Genomic DNA, 16560 nt, shown 5'->3' with positions numbered 1-16560 from the left:
TATGATTTACCCCGATGAAGAGATGCTGTATGCCCCAGTGGAATGGCGCGACTGTGGCACCGGTTTCAGCGACATCCGCTTTGACAAATCGGCTGACGGCATTGCCCGCATCACCATTAACCGGCCTGAAGTCCGTAACGCCTTCCGCCCGCAGACGGTGAAGGAGATGCTGCTGGCGCTGAGCGATGCCCGCAACGACGAGCAGATTGGCGTGATAGTGCTGACCGGCGAAGGCGAGAAGGCATTCTGCGCCGGTGGCGACCAGAAAATTCGCGGCGATTACGGCGGTTACCGGGATGAATCCGGCGTTCATCATCTCAACGTGCTGGATTTTCAGCGTCAGATCCGCACCTGTCCCAAGCCGGTGGTGGCGATGGTGGCAGGCTATGCCGTGGGCGGCGGTCATGTGTTGCATATGATGTGTGACCTGACCATCGCCGCCGATAACGCGCAGTTCGGCCAGACCGGGCCAAAGGTGGGTTCTTTTGACGGCGGCTGGGGAGCAGCTTATATGGCACGCATCGTCGGCCAGAAAAAGGCGCGTGAAATCTGGTTCCTGTGCCGCATGTACAACGCGCAGCAGGCGCTGGAGATGGGACTGGTTAACAGCGTAGTGCCGCTGGCCGAACTGGAAAGAGAAACGGTGCGCTGGTGCCGCGAGATGCTGCAAAACAGCCCGATGGCGCTGCGCTGTCTGAAAGCGGCGCTGAATGCCGACTGTGACGGTCAGGCCGGTCTGCAGGAGCTGGCGGGCAATGCCACCATGCTGTTCTATATGACCGAAGAAGGGCAGGAAGGACGCAATGCGTTTAACCAGAAGCGCCAGCCAGACTTCAGCAAATTCAAGCGTAATCCGTAATGCGTGGCGCAACGTTATTTTCATACAGCATCCCGCTGGAGTCGGGGACCGTACTGCGTGACCGGCGGGTAAAAGCGCGCAATGGGCTGCTGGTCAGGCTGACGGAGAGTCATCGTGAAGGCTGGGGGGAAATTGCCCCTCTGCCTGGCTTCAGTGCGGAAACGCAGTCTGAGGCCCAGTTCGCGGCAGCTGGCTGGCTGGAGAGTTGGTGTCAGGGTGAGCAGCCAGCAGAGAGCCAGTTGCCCTCGGTGGCATTCGGGCTGAGCTGCGCACTGGCTGAACTGGCCGGAGAGCTGCCTTCCGCCGGGAATTATGACAGCGCCATGCTGTGCACGGGCGATCCGGATGAACTGTTCAACCGTCTGCACGAACAGACCCGGCCGGTGGCGAAAATGAAAGTGGGGAGGTATGAACCGGTGCGCGACGGCATGATGGTCAATCTGCTGCTGGAAGCGCTGCCAGATCTGACTCTGCGACTGGATGCCAATCGCCAGTGGAGCCTGGAGAAAGCCCTGCAGTTCGCCCGCTTTGTTTCCATTGAGCTGCGCCCGCGTATTGCCTTTCTGGAAGAGCCTTGCCGCACGCCACAGGAGTCGCGGGAGTTTGCGCGGCAAACCCGGATTGCGCTTGCCTGGGACGAAAGCGTGCGTGAGGAGAATTATCGGCCGGTCGCTGAACCTTTTTTGCGCACGATAGTGATCAAACCGATGCTGACCGGCAGCCTGACCAGAATCCGGGCGCTATTGGCACAGGCAGAACAGGCTGGCATTTCAGCGGTTATCAGCTCCTCAGTGGAATCCAGTCTCGGGTTGACCCAGCTGGCGCGTATTGCCGCCTGGCTGACGCCTTCTTCCCTGCCCGGACTGGATACGCTGGGTCTGATGCAGCACCAGCTGGAGCGCAGCTGGCCGGGTTGTTCGCTAGCGCTGATCCCTGCCGGAGAGCTGGAGGCAGTATGGCAACGCTGGAGCTGACTGAAATGCAGGAGGCGTTATGGCCCTCTCAAAGTTGACCGGAATACGGCAGGCGACAGGGCCGGCAGTTGAAGGGGCCGTCCGTTTCAGCGACTGGCCATGGCGGCACTGGGCGCGCTTCCGGCCACAGAAGATTGCCGTGGCTGAGGGTTGTCACAACCTGAACTGGTCGCAGCTGGCGCAGCAGATTGATGAACTGGCGATGGGGTTTATCAGTCAGGGAGTGCATACCGGCTGTGGTGTGGTAATGAAGGCCGGTAACAGTGAACAGGCTCTTCTGGCCTACATGGCATTATTGCAGTGTGGCGCGCGTCTGCTACCGCTTAACCCCCGTCTTCCTGAGTCGCAGACCGCCACTCTTTTACCCGTGCTGAATATCGATTTTGCCCTGACGCTGACGGGCGATAGCCCGGCCGGAATTCCGGCCCTGAGTATGCAGTATCAGAAAGGCCGGGCAGATCGAAACTGGGAGCCGGAGGCGCTGGCGACGCTGACGCTCACTTCAGGCTCGGGTGGCCTGCCAAAAGCCGCTGCACACACTTTCCGGGCGCATCTTGCCAGCGCTTATGGTGTGGTGACGACAATGAATTTCACCGCTGAAGACGGCTGGCTGCTCTCCCTGCCACTGTGTCACGTGTCAGGGCAGGGGATTATCTGGCGCTGGCTGCTGGCAGGGGCAAACCTGGTGCTACCCGGCGACGCGCCGCTGCATCAGGCGCTGGATCTGTCGACCTTTGCTTCTCTGGTGCCCACTCAACTCTGGCGGCTGTTGCAGCAGCCACGGTTGCCGGAGAATCTGCATAACGTATTGCTGGGCGGCGCAGCGATCCCCGAGACGTTAACGCAGCAGGCAGAGGCCGCAGGGATCGCCTGCTGGTGTGGTTATGGCATGACCGAAACGGCTTCCACCGTGACGGCCAAAAGAGCCGATAGCTGCAACGGTGTCGGCCAGCCTCTGGCCGGGCAGCAGGTTCGTGTGGTGGAGGGCGAAGTGCAGATTCGGTCTCCCGCGCTGGCGTGTGGCTACTGGCGACAGGGGTATCTGCTGTCACTGGCCGGCAACGGCGGCTGGTTCACCACCCGCGATGGTGGTTACCTTGATGATGATGGCCTGCATCTGACCGGGCGGCTGGACAATCAGTTTTTCTCTGCCGGGGAAGGCATCCAGCCGGAGCAGGTTGAGGCCGTGCTGCTGACCCATCCGGCGGTGGAGCAGATATTTATTGTGCCAAAAGCGGATGAGGAGTTCGGTCATCGCCCGGTGGCGCTGGTCACCCTGAAAGCTGAGGTGACGTTACCGGAGCTGGAAGCGTGGTCAAAAACCCTGCTTGCGGGCTTTCAGCGGCCGGTAAGATGGTACGTACTGCCGGAGCTGAACAGTGGCGGGATCAAAATCTCGCGGCAGCGGCTGGTGGAGTGGGTGGCCAGGCAGGAAGCGGACTAAACGCACGACGAGCAAAAAATGACATTGTGTTTCCCGGGTTGGCTTCATACAGTTAACAAACCTGACCGATCCGGAGAACAAAATGATAAGAGTGGAAATGCTCGCCACCGGCGATGAAGTGCTGCATGGACAAATTGTCGATACCAATGCGGCCTGGCTGGCTGAGGTACTGTTCCAGAACGGTCTGCCAATGGCCAGTCGCCAGACGGTGGGAGATAATCTGGCCGAACTGGTTAATGTGCTGACCGAACGCAGCAAAGTGGCGGATGTGCTGATTGTGAACGGCGGCCTCGGCCCGACCAGCGATGATTTGAGCGCGCTGGCTGCGGCAAAAGCTGCGGGGGTGGGCCTGGTGCTGCACGAAGAGTGGCTGGCGAAAATGGAAGCCTTCTTCGCCGGACGCGGCCGCAAAATGGCGGACAGCAACCGTAAACAAGCTGAAATCCCGGCTGGTGCCGAAATGCTGGATAACCCGGTCGGCACAGCCTGCGGTTTCGCCATCGAACTGAACCGCTGCTGGATTTTCTTCACGCCTGGCGTTCCCTCCGAATATAAAGTGATGGTTGAGCAGCAAATCCTGCCGCGCCTGAAGACCCGCTTCTCCCTGCCTGAGCCGCCAGTCTGCCTGCGCATGACCACCTTTGGCCGTGGCGAGAGCGATCTGGCTTCCGAAATTGAACCGCTGCCGCTGCCGGAAGGCGTGGTAATGGGCTACCGGGCCTCAATGCCGATTATTGAACTCAAGCTGAACGGTCCGGCTTCACGGCGGCGTGAGATGGAGCAGTTCTGGCAGCAGGTACGCGAAATCGCCGGTGAAAGTACCATTTTTGAGGGAACGGAAGGGCTGCCAGCCCAGATTTCACGCCGCCTGAAGGAGAAGGGGTACAGCCTGGCGGTCAGTGAGCAATTTACTGCCGGACTGCTGCAGTGGCAGCTGGCCTCTGCCGACGCGCCGCTGAAAGCGGGTAACGTGCTGCCAACCCGTGCGGAAACGCTGTCGGAGTTGATCAAACGCAGTCAGCAGCTGGCTGCAGACGGAGACGCCAGTCTGGTGCTGGTGGTCGGTGGGGTGCAGGATGAGCATCTGGGCTTTGCGCTGCATACGCCGGAAGGGAGCTGGGCGCAGAAGGTGAAGTTCAACATTAATCGCCACGGGCTGAAAGCCCGTCAGGACGTAGTGGCGATGATGGCGCTGAATATGCTGCGCCGCTGGCTCAACGGCATGGAAGTGTCAACCGGGCACGGCTGGATTGATGTGGTTGAGACACTGCAGGGATAATTGCCGGGCGAATCAATCCTGAAGGGGGGAATAAACTTGCCCCTTCAGTGAGGCAGGCACGATTGTTATAGCGGGTGAACCGCTACATCTCGATTTCGATATCACCGTTAGCGGTGCAGCAGCAGGGGAGGATCTCGCCATCCTGCACGAAAGCCAGCGGCCGGGCGGCGTAACAGACTTCCCCTTTCAGTAGCCGTGTACGGCAGGAGCCGCAGTAGCCTTCCCGGCACTGATATTCCACCGGGATGCGGTGGGATTCCAGCGCATCCAGCAGCGAGCGGTGCTCTTCCTGGCAGTGCAGCTGCGTGCCGGAAGCACGCAGCGTAATGATCGAACCTGCCATTTTACAGCTGGAAGTCGTCGAAGTCGTTTTCACCCACTTCTGAGTCAATCTGACCTACCAGGTAAGAGCTCACTTCCACTTCCTGCGGTGCGACCTGCACGTTGTCAGAGACCAGCCACGAGTTGATCCACGGGATTGGGTTCGAGCGGGTTTTGAACGGCAGCTCCAGACCCACCGCCTGCATACGGATATTGGTGATGTACTCAATGTACTGCCACAGAATGTCTTTGTTCAGGCCAATCATCGAGCCGTCACGGAACAGATAATCTGCCCACTCTTTCTCCTGCTGAGCAGCCAGCACGAACAGGTCGTAGCACTCCTGACGGCACTCACTGGCGATTTCTGCCATCTCCGGATCGTCTTCACCACTGCGCAGCAGGTTCAGCATGTGCTGGGTGCCGGTCAGATGCAGTGCTTCGTCACGGGCAATCAGACGGATGATTTTAGCGTTGCCTTCCATCAGCTCGCGCTCGGCAAAGGCGAAGGAGCAGGCGAAGCTGACATAGAAGCGGATAGCTTCCAGCGCGTTAACGCTCATCAGGCAGATATAGAGCTGTTTTTTCAGGCCGCGCAGGCTGACAGTCACGGTTTTACCGTTAACCTGATGGGTGCCTTCACCCAGCAGATGCCAGTAGTTGGTCATCTCAATCAGGTCATCGTAGTAGCCAGAGATATCTTTGGCGCGCGACAGGATCTGCTCGTTTGTCACGATATCGTCAAAAACAATCGCCGGATCGTTGACGATATTGCGGATGATATGGGTGTAGGAGCGGGAATGGATCGTTTCAGAGAACGCCCAGGTCTCAACCCAGGTTTCCAGCTCCGGAATGGAGATCAGCGGCAGCAGGGCAACGTTCGGGCTGCGTCCCTGAATGGAGTCCAGCAGCGTCTGATACTTCAGGTTGCTGATAAAGATGTGCTTCTCATGGTCCGGCAGACCCTGATAGTCGATACGATCGCGCGAAACGTCCACTTCTTCCGGTCGCCAGAAGAAGGAGAGCTGCTTCTCGATCAGCTTTTCAAAGATGTCATATTTCTGCTGATCGTAGCGGGCGACGTTAACTGGCTGACCGAAGAACATGGGTTCATCCAGCTGGTTGTTTTTATTCTGCGAGAACGTTGTGTAAGCCATGAATAGTGATCCAGTAAGGCCAGGCCGCGAATCTGGCCCGGACAGAGGGTTGGGGGCGAATCATTTCGCCCCCACTCGAGTGTTAAATCTTGCAGGCGCCGCTTTCACAGCCATCGTCCTGAATGGACGGGGCCAGGTCATCCTGCGCGTCTTCTGCGCCATCACGGGTGTTCTGGTAGTAGAGCGTTTTGACGCCAAATTTATAGGCGGTCAGCAGGTCTTTCAGCAGTTGCTTCATCGGCACACGACCCTTCTCAAAGCGGGTTGGATCGTAGTTAGTGTTGGACGAAATCGCCTGGTCGATAAATTTCTGCATCAGGCCAACCAGTTGCAGATAACCGTCGTTGTTTGGCATTTCCCACAACAACTCGTAGCTGTCTTTCAGGCGTTCGTACTCAGGCACAACCTGACGCAGGATACCGTCTTTCGACGCTTTGATACTGATGTGGCCGCGTGGTGGCTCAATGCCGTTGGTGGCGTTAGAAATCTGCGAGGAGGTTTCTGACGGCATCAGTGCAGACAGCGTGGAGTTACGCAGGCCGTGCGTTTTGATCTCTTCACGCAGCGTTTCCCAGTCCAGATGCAGCGGTTCGTTGCTGATCGCATCCAGGTCTTTCTTGTAGGTGTCGATCGGCAGGATGCCCTGCGCATAGGTCGTTTCATTAAACCACGGGCAGGCGCCTTGCTCTTTCGCCAGATCGTTAGAGGCTTTCAGCAGGTAATACTGAATGGCTTCAAACGTTTTGTGGGTCAGGTTGTTTGCGCTGCCGTCAGAATAACGTACGCCGTGCTTCGCCAGATAGTAGGCGAAGTTGATCACGCCAATACCCAGCGTACGGCGGCCCATTGCGCCACGCTTCGCGGCAGGAATGGGGTAATCCTGGTAATCCAGCAGGGCGTCCAGCGCACGAACGGCGAGCGTTGCCAGCTCCTGCAGGTCGTCCAGGCTTTCAATCGCGCCCAGGTTGAACGCCGACAGCGTACACAGAGCGATTTCACCGTTCTCGTCGTTCACATCCATCAGCGGCTTGGTTGGCAGCGCGATTTCCAGGCACAGGTTAGACTGGCGAACCGGCGCGATAGTCGGGTCAAACGGGCTGTGGGTGTTGCAGTGATCGACGTTCTGGATGTAGATACGGCCGGTTGAGGCGCGTTCCTGCATCATCAGCGAGAACAGGTCAACGGCCTTCACGCGCTGCTTACGGATGCCGTCATCTTTCTCGTATTTGGTGTAAAGACGCTCGAACTCTTCCTGATCGGCGAAGAACGCATCGTACAGGCCTGGTACGTCAGACGGGCTGAACAGGGTGATCTCTTCGCCTTTCAACAGGCGGGTATACATCAGCTTGTTGATCTGTACGCCATAGTCCATGTGACGAACGCGGTTGCCTTCCACCCCACGGTTGTTCTTCAGCACCAGCAGGCTTTCCACTTCCAGATGCCACATCGGGTAGAACAGCGTTGCTGCTCCGCCACGCACGCCGCCCTGAGAGCAGGACTTCACCGCGGTCTGGAAGTGTTTATAGAACGGGATACAACCGGTATGGAACGCTTCGCCGCCACGGATCGGGCTGCCCAGCGCACGGATACGACCGGCGTTGATACCGATACCGGCACGCTGAGACACATATTTTACGATAGCGCTGGAAGTGGCGTTGATCGAATCCAGGCTGTCGCCGCACTCGATGAGCACGCAGGAGCTGAACTGACGGGTCGGGGTACGCACGCCGGACATGATTGGCGTCGGCAACGAGATTTTAAAGGTGGAGATGGCATCGTAGAAACGCTTCACGTAGTCCAGACGGGTCTCACGCGGGTAGCCAGAGAACAGGCAGGCCGCGACCAGAATGTACAGGAACTGGGCGCTTTCGTAAATTTCGCCGCTGACGCGGTTTTGCGCCAGATATTTGCCTTCCAGCTGCTTAACCGCCGCGTAAGAGAAGTTCATGTCGCGCCAGTGGTCGATAAAGCCGTCCAGCTGTTCGAACTCTTCCGCGCTGTAATCTTCCAGCAGATGGCTGTCGTATTTGCCGAGGTCGACCATACGCTTCACCTGATCGTACAGCTTTGGCGGCTCGAACTGGCCGTAGGCTTTTTTACGCAGGTGGAAAATGGCGAGGCGGGCAGCCATATACTGATAATCCGGTGCGTCGCGGGAGATCAGGTCCGCAGCGGATTTGATAATGGTTTCGTGGATATCAGAGGTTCTGATCCCTTCATAGAACTGGATATGAGAACGCAGTTCAACCTGAGAAACGGAAACGTTCTGCAGGCCCTCTGCAGCCCAGTCAAGCACGCGGTGGATTTTGTCCAGATTAATGCGTTCAGTGCGGCCATCGCGTTTAGTGACAAGCAGGCTTTGATTCATGTCGAGTAATATCCTGTCCGTGAAGTCGAAAGTATCCCCTGTTTATACACAACTGACTCAAATGTGAGTAACTCTGTGGATAAACACTATATATAGGGGGTGAAGGAAGTACAGATAACAATATGGTGAGTATTTTAGTAATTTATCTGAGGTTAACAAGGCTTGATTTTCACGAGATTTTGCTGATCGGACCCGGGCTGTTTTCCTAAGTCCGCGTTTCTCAAGGCCCTGTAGCAATGTCAACGGGTTGAGAAAATTTTTAGAAATTTGATCAAGCGCGGGTTTCTTGTTCAGCGCTAAAAATTCATGATTTTATTTGCGCAAAAACTGCCCTTCAGGAACGTTAAACCGCTCCCGTTTTACCGGAAAATTATTAGCTTTTTCCGGTTTGAAATTATCCTGCCGCAGAACCCCGTCAGCCGTCTAAGAGGAAAAGGATCTGGCAGCGGCGTTAATCTAAGGGAATCTTATGACGGTTACGTGACGAAGACCGGGAATTTACCCTAAGGATCAATAATGCAGGCACAGCGGCCTGCATCAGTATTTCTGCTACTGGCTATTCAGTCGGGCAGTGGGTGTGAATCATATAGTTGACGTCCACGCCGGGGGCCAGCTTAAATTTGTTGGTCAGCGGGTTGTAGTGCAGGCCAATGATATGACGGTCGCGCAGCGGAGTTTCATCAACCCAGTTCAGCAGCTCTGCCGGGCGGATAAACTTTTTAATGTCGTGGGTGCCACGTGGAACCATACGCAGCACGTATTCCGCACCGATAATGGCCATCAGCCAGGACTTGCTGTTGCGATTCAGGGTTGAGAAGAACACTTCGCCACCCGGCTTAACCAGGCGGGCGCAGGCGTGTACCACGGAGCGCGGGTCTGGCACATGCTCCAGCATTTCCATGCAGGTCACCACATCGTACTGACCGGCGAACTGCTCCGCATGATCTTCCACGGTCTGCTGGACGTAATCAACTTTCACGCCGCTCTCAAGCGCATGCAGGCGGGCAATTTGCAGCGGCTCGGCACCCATATCCAGTCCGGTCACTTCCGCCCCTTCACGGGCCATGCTTTCCGCCAGAATGCCGCCACCGCAGCCAACGTCCAGCACCTTCTTACCGAACAGGCCATTACTGTGTTGGGCAATGTAACCCAGGCGCAAAGGATTAATGCGGTGCAGAGGTTTGAATTCGCCTTCCAGATCCCACCAGCGGGAAGCTACCGCTTCGAATTTGGCAATTTCATCATGATCGACGTTCACCGGGCCGTTTTGCTCTGCTTTCATTTACTCATACTCCCTGGAAAGTTTGCAGGGAGTATACATCTTTCCTCGCCGCAAGGGGCAGTGCTCCGCTTCTGATCCGTTCAGGCGCTATTAAAGCATGCAAAACGACGCTTTCCATTCACCACGGGGCAGTAAAGGTGATATACTTTCGCACCTTTGAATCCGGGTATAACGTAGAGGGATAGCGGCTCAATGAGCGATCTAGCCAGAGAAATCACACCGGTCAATATCGAAGAAGAGTTAAAGAACTCTTACCTCGATTATGCCATGTCGGTCATCGTTGGCCGTGCATTGCCAGATGTTCGCGATGGGCTTAAGCCAGTACACCGTCGTGTACTCTACGCCATGAACGTGCTGGGCAATGACTGGAATAAACCTTATAAAAAGTCTGCCCGTGTTGTCGGCGATGTCATCGGTAAATATCACCCTCACGGTGATACAGCGGTGTACGACACTATTGTTCGTATGGCACAGCCATTCTCGCTGCGCTACATGCTGGTCGATGGCCAGGGTAACTTCGGTTCCGTTGACGGCGACTCCGCCGCAGCAATGCGTTACACCGAAGTGCGCATGTCCAAAATCGCCCATGAACTGCTGGCGGATCTCGAAAAAGAGACCGTCGACTACGTGCCGAACTACGACGGCACCGAGCAGATCCCGGAAGTCATGCCGACCAAAATCCCCAACCTGCTGGTTAACGGCGCATCGGGGATTGCCGTGGGTATGGCAACCAACATCCCTCCGCACAACCTGACGGAAGTGATCAACGGCTGCCTGGCCTATATCGACGATGAGAATATCAGCATTGAAGGGCTGATGGAGCACATCCCGGGGCCGGACTTCCCGACTGCGGCGATCATCAATGGCCGCCGTGGCATTGAAGAAGCCTACCGTACCGGTCGTGGAAAAATTTATATCCGCGCCCGTGGCGAAGTGGAAGTCGATGCCAAAACCGGGCGCGAAACCATCATCATTCACGAAATCCCTTATCAGGTGAACAAAGCTCGCCTGATTGAGAAGATGGCTGAGCTGGTAAAAGAGAAGCGTCTGGAAGGGATCAGCGCGCTGCGTGATGAATCCGATAAAGACGGCATGCGCATTGTGATTGAGATCAAGCGCGATGCGGTTGGCGAAGTGGTGCTGAATAACCTCTATTCACTCACTCAGCTGCAGACCTCTTTCGGTATCAACATGGTTGCCCTGCATCAGGGGCAGCCGAAGATCATGCCGCTGAAGGATATTCTTGAAGCCTTCGTGCGTCATCGCCGTGAAGTGGTGACCCGCCGTACGATCTTTGAACTGCGTAAAGCTCGCGACCGTGCCCACATCCTGGAAGCGCTGGCGATTGCCCTGGCTAACATCGACCCGATCATTGAACTGATCCGCCGTGCACCAACCCCAGCGGAAGCGAAAGCAGGCCTGGTTGCCCGTCCGTGGGATCTGGGCAACGTTGCCTCAATGCTGGAGCGTGCCGGTGATAACGCCGCGCGTCCAGAGTGGCTGGAAGACGAGTTCGGGATCCGTGATGGTCAGTACTATCTGACTGAACAGCAGGCACAGGCGATTCTGGATCTGCGTCTGCAGAAACTGACCGGTCTTGAGCATGAAAAACTGCTGGACGAGTACAAAGAGCTGCTGGAGCAGATCGCTGAACTGATCTACATCCTCGAAAGCGCAGAACGTCTGATGGAAGTGATCCGCGAAGAGCTGGAACTGATCCGCGATCAGTTCGGCGATGAGCGCCGCACGGAAATCACCGCCAACAGCGCGGATATCAATATAGAAGATTTGATCAACCAGGAAGACGTGGTTGTGACTTTGTCTCACCAGGGCTATGTGAAGTATCAGCCACTGACTGATTACGAAGCACAGCGTCGTGGTGGGAAAGGCAAATCTGCAGCACGCATTAAAGAAGAAGACTTTATCGACCGCCTGCTGGTGGCCAACACCCACGACACTATCCTGTGCTTCTCCAGCCGGGGCCGTCTCTACTGGATGAAGGTCTATCAGCTGCCGGAAGCGAGCCGTGGCGCGCGTGGACGTCCAATCGTCAACCTGCTGCCGCTGGAAGCGAACGAGCGTATTACGGCGATCCTGCCGGTACGCGAATACGCCGAAGGCTGGAACATCTTTATGGCTACCGCCAGCGGTACCGTGAAGAAAACTGCGCTGACCGAATTCAGCCGCCCACGCAGCGCCGGTATTATTGCCGTCAACCTGCGTGAAGACGACGAGCTGATTGGCGTGGCGCTTACCAACGGTAACGACGAGGCTATGCTGTTCTCCGCCGCCGGTAAGGTTGTTCGCTTCGCTGAGCAGGCTGTGCGTGCCATGGGCCGTACTGCTTCCGGCGTGCGCGGTATTAAGCTGGCCGAAGGCGATCGCGTTGTGTCGCTGATCGTGCCGCGTGATGACGGTGCAATCCTGACCGTGACTCAGAACGGCTACGGCAAGCGTACCGACAACAGCGAGTATCCAACCAAGTCCCGTGCAACGCAGGGCGTTATCTCGATCAAAGTGACCGAGCGTAACGGACCGGTGATTGGCGCTGTACAGGTTGTCGACAGCGATCAGATCATGATGATCACTGATGCGGGTACTCTGGTGCGTACCCGCGTTTCTGAAGTGAGTGTGGTTGGCCGTAACACCCAGGGTGTGATCCTGATTCGCACCGCAGAAGATGAGAGCGTGGTCGGTCTGCAGCGTGTTGCTGAGCCGGTAGCGGAAGAAGAGCTGGACGCTATCGACGGCAGCGTGGCGGAAGGGGACGACGATATCGCCCCGGAAGTGGAAAATGAAGATGATGCACCAGAGAGCGACGAAGACGAGTAATCGTCTGCGCTTTTAGTGCCAAAGGCCGGTTCAGTTGAACCGGCCTTTTTTATGTTTGCGGCGGACATAAAAAATTCTGGAAGCGGTTACGCAGGACTGAACGCTGAAACTGACCGAGCCAGGCACGGCTGATATACAGAGTGGACACAGGGAGGACGGGTAGTGAACCAGAATTTGCCAGTATTGACCCGGCAGCGTTTGACACAAGAAAAAGTTATCGCGCTGTCGCTGGAGTGCATCAATCAGGCGGCAGATCGTTTTGCGGCGCATGTTATGGAGCAGGGTGGAAAAGTTGAATGGCCCCCCTGTAACCAAATCCTTAAAAGCCTGAAGCGCCAGTTTTACCCCACTCAATAAGCTGGTTCATTCAACCGGCTTTTTTTATGCCTGCAGGAGAGGGGGTTAACTGGCTTTTTTGCTGTTGTGACGGTACTGTAACGGGATCGAATTTGTCCACGTCCAGCTTGCCTATAGGTTGCGCTTGAAATATTTAGTCTCGTTCAGAACCACGTTAAGGATCTCCCGCTATCTGTTCCGGGCACTGGCACTCATGCTCTGGATGCTGGGTGCGCTGTTGACAACGTTCTACATCATCAATGTGCTGCATGAGAAAGAAGCTCAGGTGCGTCAGGAATTTAATGCCAACGTTGAGCAGGCTCAGTGGTACATTCGCCATTCTGCCGATGTGACCCGCGAACTGAAGTTTATTGCTGAAAACCGCCTGAATTCCTCCGCCAACGGGCTGGACGTCCTGAACGGCGTATTTCCTGGTAAAACCGCACTGCCACAGTTCTTTCCACTCTATTCCGACTCCGACTGTAGTGCCATGAGCAACACCTGGCGTAACTCGCTGGAGTCCCTGAGCTATTTCCTGCACTACTGGAAAGAGAACTTCGCTTCAGCTTATGAGCTGAACCGGGTCTTCTTTATCGGCGGTGAAAGCCTTTGTCTGGCGGACTTTGGCGTGGGCAGTTCTTCGGCCGATCGGGAACATGCGCTGAAATCTCTGCACGAGCGCATCCTGAAGTACCGTAACGGCAACGAGGACGAGCGTAAAAACAGCATGTTCTGGATCGCTCCTTCCAGCCAGCCTGGCGTCGGTTATTACTACATGGTCACGCCGGTGTATGTTGCCAGCAAAATGGCAGCGCTGCTGGGTATTGAGCAGACAATTCGTCTGGAGGATTTCCTCACGCCGGGTGCCTTCCCGGTCAGTGCCACCCTTGTGGATGGCAGTAATCAGCGGCTGATATCCTCTTCCCGTGCGGGAGCAAGAATTTCGCTGGACGACCTGCCCAATGACAACAGCTGGTTTGGCTATATCAATGGTTACAAGCAGCTGGTGCTGAAACAGACGCTGACACCTTCTTCCCTCACCGTGGTCTATTCAGTGCAGACTAACGAGATGGTTCAGAAGCTGAAGATACTGATCATTAATGCCATTCTGCTTAACGTCATCAGCGCAATTATCCTCTTCACGCTGGCCTGGCTGTTTGAACGCCGTATGTTTTTACCGGCAGAAGACAATGCTCACCGGCTGGAAGAGCACGAGCAGTTCAACCGCAAAATTGTCGCTTCGGCGCCGGTTGGCATCTGTATTTTGCGCACCAGTGACGGGACTAATATTCTCAGTAACGAGCTGGCGCATAACTACCTGAGCATGCTGACTCAGGAGGATCGGCAGCGGCTGACCGAAATTATCTGCGGCCAGCAGGTGAATTTTGTCGACGTGCTGACCGGCAGCAACACCAATCTGCAAATCAGCTTTGTGCATTCACGCTATCGTAATGAAAACGTAGCAATCTGCGTGCTGGTGGATGTGTCAGCCCGCGTGAAGATGGAAGAGTCGCTGCAGGAAATGGCTCAGGCTGCCGAACAGGCCAGCCAGTCCAAGTCGATGTTTTTGGCCACGGTCAGCCACGAGCTGCGCACGCCGCTGTATGGCATTATCGGTAACCTCGATCTGTTGCAGACCAAATCACTGCCGAAAGGGGTGGAGTCGCTGGTGACGGCGATGAACAACTCGTCCAGCCTGCTGCTGAAAATCATCAGCGATATTCTCGACTTCTCGAAAATTGAGTCCGAGCAGCTGAGAATCGAACCGCGTGAATTTTCCCCGCGTGAGGTGATCACCCACATCTCTTCCAACTATCTGGCAATGGTGGTGAAAAAGCGTCTTACGCTGTGGTGCTTTATCGACAGCGACGTACCGGTGACGCTGGACGGCGATCCGCTGCGCCTGCAGCAGGTGATCTCTAACCTGCTGAATAATGCCATCAAATTTACCCATACCGGCGGCATCATCCTGCAGGCGTTTGTGAAGGATGGCTATCTGGCTTTCCGCGTGCGTGATACTGGTGTGGGGATCCCGGCAAAAGAGATCACTCGCCTGTTCGATCCATTCTTCCAGGTGGGTACCGGCGTACAGCGCAACTTCCAGGGCACCGGCCTGGGGCTGGCGATCTGTGAAAAGCTGATCAATATGATGGACGGCGACATCGAGGTGGATTCCGAACCGGGGATGGGCAGCCAGTTTGTGGTGCGCATCCCGCTGTATAACAGTCAGGTGATGACGCCGGTGCTGCATGAGGGGTTGCTGGGTAAGAGATGCTGGCTGGAACTGCGCAACGACACGCTGGCCGACTTCCTGGAAAAACTGTTGAGGCAGCATGGCATTACCGTGGAGCGGCTGCAGGAAGGCAGCCACTGTGAGCCAGATGATGTGATTGTGGTGGATTACGACTACCAGCCCCCGCAGGCGGTACGTGCGCTAATCCGTTTCGATGGCAGTCACAATGATGGCCCGCATGAAGTGAGCCCCGGTCGCTGGGTTTACGGCACTACCACACCGCATGAACTGCCGGTGTTGCTGGGCCGTATCTACCGGGTTGAAGTGGATATGCCGGATACGCTGCCGGGCCTGCCGGAAGCTGATGAGCTGAGCGTCAGCAACGAGGATATTCTGATCCTGGTGGTAGACGATCACCCTATCAACCGCATGCTGCTTTCCGATCAGTTGGGATCGTTAGGCTATCGGGTGAAAACCGCTCAGGACGGTGTGGATGCGCTGAACGTACTGAGCCGCAACGAGATTGATATCGTACTGACCGATGTGAACATGCCGAATATGGACGGTTATCGTCTGACACAGCGCCTCCGCCAGCTGGGGCTGACCTTCCCGGTGGTGGGCGTGACGGCAAATGCACTGGCGGAAGAGAAGCAGCGCTGTATGGAGGCAGGAATGGATAACTGTCTGTCCAAACCGGTGACGCTGGACACGCTGCGGCAGACGCTGGCGTTTTACACCGAGCGCGTGCGTAAGAGCAGGGAAGGGTAATTTCAGACAATAAAAAAGGGCGAATTTGCATTCGCCCTTTTTTTATATCCTGTGCTGCTTAATCTTTATCAACCGGCATGGTGCTGACGGAAGAGAGATAGTTCAGCAGCGCGATATCGTTATCCACACCCAGCTTCATCATCGCTGATTTCTTCTGGCTGGAGATAGTCTTGATGCTGCGGTTCAGCTTCTTGGCAATCTCGGTCACCAGGAAACCTTCAGCAAACAGACGCAGAACCTCGCTCTCTTTCGGTGAAAGACGCTTGTCGCCGTAGCCACCCGCGCTGATTTTCTCCAGTAATTTCGCCACGCTGTCCGGCGTGTATTTTTTGCCTTTCTGCAGGGCTGCCAGCGCCTTAGGCAGGTCGGTTGGTGCGCCCTGTTTCAGAACAATCCCTTCGATATCCAGATCCAGTACCGCACTCAGGATCGCCGGGTTGTTGTTCATGGTCAAAACAATGATCGACAGGTCAGGATAGTGACGTTTGATGTATTTAATCAGCGTGATGCCGTCACCGTACTTTTCACCCGGCATCGACAGATCGGTAATCAAAACGTTAGCATCCAGCTTGGACAGGCTGTTGATTAAAGCAGTAGAGTCTTCGAACTCACCAACAACGTTGACCCATTCAATTTGTTCAAGCGATTTACGGATGCCGAACAGCACAATTGGATGATCATCGGCAATAATTACATTCAGGTTATTCATA

The 16560-nt window shown here is 55.8% G+C and carries 12 protein-coding genes; 7 read left to right on the top strand and 5 right to left on the bottom strand.

Annotated features, from left to right (window positions below; all coding sequences use genetic code 11):
* Position 1 precedes the first annotated feature (1 nt).
* From menB to GSQ70_RS17020, 4 genes are all read left to right on the top strand, one after another.
* Positions 2-859 (top strand): 1,4-dihydroxy-2-naphthoyl-CoA synthase, encoded by an 858-nt coding sequence (gene menB, locus GSQ70_RS17035; RefSeq protein WP_158783649.1) that lies wholly within the window; start codon positions 2-4, stop codon positions 857-859.
* A complete protein-coding gene (menC, locus tag GSQ70_RS17030; RefSeq protein ID WP_158783648.1) occupies positions 859-1833 on the top strand; it encodes an o-succinylbenzoate synthase in 975 nt (324 codons plus the stop codon). Before menB ends, menC begins: the two co-directional genes overlap by 1 nt.
* Before the next feature lie 19 nt (positions 1834-1852).
* Positions 1853-3277, top strand: a complete 1425-nt coding sequence (menE, locus tag GSQ70_RS17025) for an o-succinylbenzoate--CoA ligase (RefSeq protein WP_158783647.1) — start codon at positions 1853-1855, stop codon at positions 3275-3277.
* An 82-nt stretch (positions 3278-3359) separates the two neighbouring features.
* Positions 3360-4556 carry a nicotinamide mononucleotide deamidase-related protein YfaY gene (locus tag GSQ70_RS17020; RefSeq protein WP_158783646.1) on the top strand — a complete coding sequence of 399 codons (1197 nt, stop codon included), beginning with the start codon at positions 3360-3362 and terminating at the stop codon, positions 4554-4556.
* A gap of 82 nt (positions 4557-4638) precedes the next feature.
* On the opposite strand, the gene yfaE is transcribed toward GSQ70_RS17020, so the two are convergent.
* The 4 genes from yfaE to ubiG all read right to left on the bottom strand — a co-directional run bounded on the left by yfaE (position 4639) and on the right by ubiG (position 9681).
* Positions 4639-4899, bottom strand: a complete 261-nt coding sequence (gene yfaE / locus GSQ70_RS17015; RefSeq protein ID WP_158783645.1) for a class I ribonucleotide reductase maintenance protein YfaE — start codon at positions 4897-4899, stop codon at positions 4639-4641.
* A gap of 1 nt (position 4900) precedes the next feature.
* Positions 4901-6031, bottom strand: a complete 1131-nt coding sequence (nrdB, locus tag GSQ70_RS17010) for a class Ia ribonucleoside-diphosphate reductase subunit beta (RefSeq protein WP_158783644.1) — start codon at positions 6029-6031, stop codon at positions 4901-4903.
* Between the two features lie 82 nt (positions 6032-6113).
* The gene (nrdA, locus tag GSQ70_RS17005; protein ID WP_158783643.1) at positions 6114-8399 is read right to left on the bottom strand and encodes a class 1a ribonucleoside-diphosphate reductase subunit alpha; all 2286 of its coding nucleotides are present in this window, start codon (positions 8397-8399) and stop codon (positions 6114-6116) included.
* A 556-nt stretch (positions 8400-8955) separates the two neighbouring features.
* On the bottom strand, positions 8956-9681 hold the full coding sequence (gene ubiG / locus GSQ70_RS17000) for a bifunctional 2-polyprenyl-6-hydroxyphenol methylase/3-demethylubiquinol 3-O-methyltransferase UbiG (protein ID WP_158783642.1): 726 nt from the start codon (positions 9679-9681) through the stop codon (positions 8956-8958).
* Between the two features lie 192 nt (positions 9682-9873).
* On the opposite strand from ubiG, the gene gyrA reads away from it, so the two are divergent.
* From gyrA to rcsC, 3 genes are all read left to right on the top strand, one after another.
* Complete coding sequence (gene gyrA / locus GSQ70_RS16995) at positions 9874-12513, top strand: DNA topoisomerase (ATP-hydrolyzing) subunit A (protein WP_158783641.1); 2640 nt, start codon at positions 9874-9876, stop codon at positions 12511-12513.
* A gap of 162 nt (positions 12514-12675) precedes the next feature.
* Entirely contained in the window at positions 12676-12870 is a 195-nt protein-coding gene (locus GSQ70_RS16990; protein WP_158783640.1) for a hypothetical protein, read from the top strand.
* Positions 12871-12994: 124 nt separating this feature from the next.
* Positions 12995-15850, top strand: coding sequence for a two-component system sensor histidine kinase RcsC (gene rcsC / locus GSQ70_RS16985; RefSeq protein WP_158783639.1), 2856 nt, complete (start codon positions 12995-12997; stop codon positions 15848-15850).
* A gap of 58 nt (positions 15851-15908) precedes the next feature.
* Here rcsC and rcsB read toward each other — a convergent pair whose 3' ends face one another.
* The gene (gene rcsB, locus GSQ70_RS16980; RefSeq protein ID WP_124231344.1) at positions 15909-16559 is read right to left on the bottom strand and encodes a response regulator transcription factor RcsB; all 651 of its coding nucleotides are present in this window, start codon (positions 16557-16559) and stop codon (positions 15909-15911) included.
* Position 16560: the final 1 nt, after the last annotated feature.

Source organism: Pantoea sp. BAV 3049, from assembly GCF_009765445.1.
Classification (GTDB): domain Bacteria; phylum Pseudomonadota; class Gammaproteobacteria; order Enterobacterales; family Enterobacteriaceae; genus Erwinia.
The sequence above is the reverse complement of the archived record's forward strand: the minus strand, read 5'-3'. Positions and strand labels throughout refer to the sequence as shown.